The sequence below is a fragment of the Streptomyces sp. KLMMK genome (assembly GCF_036961605.1).
Classification (GTDB): Bacteria; Actinomycetota; Actinomycetes; order Streptomycetales; family Streptomycetaceae; genus Streptomyces; species Streptomyces telluris.
In genome coordinates, this window is sequence record NZ_JBAMDC010000520.1 from 1 (window position 1) to 3,891 (window position 3,891).

At 69.9% G+C, this 3,891-nt stretch carries 4 protein-coding genes, 1 tRNA gene and 1 pseudogene; 4 read left to right on the forward strand and 2 right to left on the reverse strand.

Translation table 11 applies throughout. From position 1 onward, the window contains the following. The 3 genes and pseudogenes from V7793_RS34785 to V7793_RS34795 all read left to right on the forward strand — a co-directional run. A pseudogene (locus V7793_RS34785) lies at nt 1–149 on the forward strand (2-oxoacid:ferredoxin oxidoreductase subunit beta); the annotation flags it as partial. A gap of 76 nt (nt 150–225) precedes the next feature. Beyond that, nucleotides 226–1,476, forward strand: a complete 1,251-nt coding sequence (locus V7793_RS34790; protein ID WP_336013688.1) for an MFS transporter — start codon at nt 226–228, stop codon at nt 1,474–1,476. A gap of 251 nt (nt 1,477–1,727) precedes the next feature. Beyond that, entirely contained in the window at nt 1,728–2,045 is a 318-nt protein-coding gene (locus V7793_RS34795; RefSeq protein ID WP_336013689.1) for a helix-turn-helix domain-containing protein, read from the forward strand. Nucleotide 2,046: 1 nt separating this feature from the next. On the opposite strand, the gene V7793_RS34800 is transcribed toward V7793_RS34795, so the two are convergent. Both V7793_RS34800 and V7793_RS34805 read right to left on the reverse strand, forming a co-directional pair. Further along, nucleotides 2,047–2,823: a hypothetical protein gene (locus V7793_RS34800; RefSeq protein WP_336013690.1), complete on the reverse strand. Its 777-nt coding sequence runs from the start codon at nt 2,821–2,823 to the stop codon at nt 2,047–2,049. A gap of 172 nt (nt 2,824–2,995) precedes the next feature. After that, nucleotides 2,996–3,079, reverse strand: a tRNA-Leu gene (locus V7793_RS34805). Between the two features lie 384 nt (nt 3,080–3,463). Here V7793_RS34805 and V7793_RS34810 point away from each other — a divergent pair. Continuing rightward, a partial coding sequence (locus tag V7793_RS34810) for a DUF3662 domain-containing protein (protein WP_336013691.1) occupies nt 3,464–3,891 on the forward strand: 428 nt, incomplete at its 3' end.

Sequence of the window (3,891 nt, forward strand, 5' to 3'; positions counted from 1 at the left end):
GCACCCCCATCGGCATCTTCCGCAGCACCCGCCGCCCCGTCTACGACACGCAGATGGCCGACCAGCTCGAAGCGGCCGTCGAGCAGTACGGCAAGGGCGACCTCACCAGCCTCCTCTCGGGCAACGACACCTGGACGGTCGTCGGATAGCGCGAGAGCCCCCGGAGGGCGCTCCCATGAGCCGCCCGGCTCCATCCACCCCCGTTATGTAGCTAAGGTTCCGCCGATGGCATCACCCACCCCGTCATCACCCGCCGCGTCCCGGCCCGCTTCGCGCGGCCGGGCCGCCCTGGCCGTACTCCTGCTCGCGTCCACCCTCACCGTCATGGCGGGCACGATCCTCACCCCCGTCGTGGGAGTCATCCGGGGCGAGCTGGGGGTCAGCGGCACCAGTGCCGGTCTGATCCTCACCGCCCACGGCCTGTCCCTCGCGATCGCCAGCCCACTCGTGGGCTGGACGATCGACCGCTGGGGGCTGAAGAAGCCCCTGGTGGCCGGGCTCCTGCTCTACGGCGTCGCGGGCGGCGCCGGGCTGGTCACCACCTCGTACACGGCGCTGATCATCAGCCGGTTCGCGTTCGGCGTGGGCGCGGCCGCGGTCTTCGCCGGGACGACGGTGGCCCTGCTGGCGCTCTACGAGGGGCCCGAGCGGGACCGCGTGGCGGGGTGGCGCTCGGTCGCCATCAGCGTCGGCGGGATCATCTGGCCGCTGCTCGGCGGCGCGCTCGGCGGGATCTCCTGGCACGGCCCCTTCGCGATCTACCTGCTGGGCATCCCGGTCGGCATCGCGATGATGTTCACCCTGCCCAAGAGCCTGAACGCCAAGCGGCCCGGCGGCGGTGGCGGAACGTTCACTCTGCTGCGCTCCCACCCCCGGCTGCTGGGCCTGTACGCCCTGTCGCTCACGAGCTCGTTCCTGCTCTACGTCCTCGCCGTCTTCCTTCCCCAGCGGCTCGCGCAGCTCGGCGTCGAGACGCCGTTCCTGGTCGCGCTGTACACGACGAGCACCTCCGTCGCCGGCACCCTGGTCGGCCTGGGCTACGCGAAGATCAAGAAGAGCCTGGGCTACATCCGGCTGCTGCGGGTCGCCGTCATCCTGTGGGTGGCGGCCTTCCTGGTCGCCGGGACCGCGGGCAACTCGCTGCTGATCATCCTGGCCCCGGCCCTCTTCGGGCTCGGCATGGGCATGTCCGTGCCCGCGCTCGCCGTGATGATCGGCGAGACCGCGCCGCCCGCCCTGCGCGGCCAGGCCACGTCCCTGTCGGGGACGGCCAACTTCACCGGCCAGTTCGCCGCGCCCCTGGTGATCGGCCCGGCCGTCGGTGCGACGTCGATCGCCGCCGGCTTCCGCATCGCCGGCGGCATCGCCGTCCTGTCGTTCCTGCTGCTGTTCCTCCTGAAGGCCCCGGCCCCCGCCGCGGCTCCGTCCGCCGCGCCCAAGGAGCCGGCGGACGAGGAGGGTACGGCGGCGCGCTGACCGGCGCCCGGCGCCCCGCCCCGGGCGCCCCTCCGGCCCGTCCGCAACCCCATTTCCGCGGACGGGCCGAAGTCTGGCCGGAATCGACCGATTGCCGTATCACGCCTGGTCACAGATTGATCAAAGGGTGAACTCTCCGCCGACAGAGCAATCTTTAGCCGGAAGCAGGCTTTTAGTTAGCGCTAAAGGTGGCATCCTCTTCAGTGGGAAGGCGCCCACGGGCGCCGTGATTTCTGTTCCTGGGGGTAGTTATGGCGTGGCGCGACAGGCACGATCAAGGAGGGACGGCCGATGCGGCCGGCTCCCGGCTGGCCCGCCACGCGACGGCATCCCTGGCGGGCCTCCTCGCCGAACGGGGCATGACGCGCAAGGACTTGGCGGACAGCATGGGCGTATCCCCGGGCCGGGTGAGCCAAATCCTGTCCGGCGATGAAAATCTGACGATGCGTTCGCTGGCGGCCGTGGCCGCCGCGCTCGACGTGAAGATGGAGATCTCCTTCTCCGATGCGCCTTCGGCCGAGCGCCAGGAGCCCGCGACAGCACGCGCGTTGGCCAAGACCTACCACTGACTCAGCGCGCCGGCACCTCGGCGGCGGCCGCGTACAGATGCTGCCGCCGCAGTGCGAGGATCTTCTTGTCGTCGCTGCGCTTGCCGTGGGCGTGCACCAGCTCCAGGAGATACGCACAGAGGTGCTCGGTCTCGCCGAACGCCCGCAGCATCCGCCCGGCCTCCTGGGGCGTCCGCTCGCGCTGCTCGTCCTTGCAGGCCTTCTCGATCTCGGCCTCGAGGGCGTCCGCCTGCTGCACCGCGGCCCGCACGTCCTCGTACCGGTCCTTGATCGCGGTCACCAGGCCGCTCCTGCCCTTGGGCGAGCGCCCGGGGACGTCCACACGGGCCTTCAGGTGCCGCGCGACCCGGTCGGCGAAGACGTCGAGCTCCCAGCAGTTGTCGAAACCGCCGGTCATCCGGGCGCACCACTCGGCCCGGTCGGTCTGCAGGCGCAGCATCAAACTGTTGATCAGCAGCGAATGTCCCAGTGTGACAATCGCCATCACCGGATGCTCGGCCTGCTCGGTCCTCTTCTTGGGCACCAGCCCCGCCCCCGCCACGACGCCGACCGCCGCCGGCGGCACGCTGGAGGCGTGCGGTAACAGCAGGCCGCTGGCCAGCGCGGCCATCGCGGAGGTCCACAGCACCACGGCGAGCGCCGAGGACACCGACCTGACCGTCCCCAGCAGCCGCCCCTGACCGCGGAAGCGGTGGACGAGGCACACCCAGGTCACGGGCGCGCAGACGGCGGCGGGCAGGATCCACTCCGAAAGAACGGACGTCTGGTTACCAGTCACCCCGCGTCCCCCTCCGGATCACACAGCGCCCTGGTGCGACTACAGAATGATGTTCCCACTCCGGTCACTACGGCGCGCCACGTTCCGGCCAAGCTCTTCCGGTTTAAGCCGACGCAAAACGAGACAGACCCCTCAGAGTGATATGAGTCACTCTGAGGGGTCTGTCTCACTGTGCGCGAGGGGGGAGTTGAACCCCCACGCCCTTTCGGGCACTGGAACCTGAATCCAGCGCGTCTGCCTATTCCGCCACCCGCGCATGGGTGTCGTCTTCCGGTTTCCGAAGCTTTCCCGGGGGGCTTGCCCTTCCGGTTCTGCGCCGTTCGCCTTCCGACATCGAGAACATTAGCACGCCTTCACGGGTGCCTTCACACTCGTTCTGCCGGGGCCGGGCCCGCGGGGGCCCTGCCGGGCCGCCGGGACCGGTGGGGACCCCGCCGGTTGCGGGACACTGGCTCCCGGCCGCCTCTACGATCCCTATGAAGGGGACAGGAAGGGTCGTGCCGGGCAGGCCGGGGCGACACTCGTCACTCCTGGCCCCGAAGGGGAACCGGCCGTTTCCCCGACGCGTGGATACGATCAGTAAGCAGTATCAGGAACGACACCGAGCATCAGGAACGTCACTGAGGGAAGGAGGTGCCCCGTGGGAGTACTGAAGCGCTTCGAGCAGCGTCTCGAGGGTCTCGTGAACGGCACCTTCGCCAAGGTGTTCAAGTCCGAGGTGCAGCCGGTCGAGATCGCCGGGGCACTGCAGCGCGAGTGCGACAACAACGCCACCATCTGGAACCGTGACCGCACCGTCGTCCCGAACGACTTCATCGTGGAGCTGAGCACCCCGGACTTCGAGCGGCTCAGCCCGTACTCGGGGCAGCTCGGCGACGAGCTCTCCGGCATGGTCCGCGACTACGCCAAGCAGCAGCGGTACACCTTCATGGGGACCATCAAGGTCCACCTGGAGAAGGCGGACGACCTCGACACCGGGCTGTACCGGGTGCGCAGCCGCACCCTCGCCGCCAGCGAGTCGCAGGAGCACCAAGGCCAGCAGAGCGCACGCCCCGGGCCGGCGCGCCC

Coding starts and splice junctions, on each gene's coding strand:
- V7793_RS34790 (WP_336013688.1), top strand. CDS start 226: ATGGCATCACCCACCCCGTCATCACCCGCCGCGTCCCGGCCCGCTTCG.
- V7793_RS34795 (WP_336013689.1), top strand. CDS start 1,728: ATGGCGTGGCGCGACAGGCACGATCAAGGAGGGACGGCCGATGCGGCC.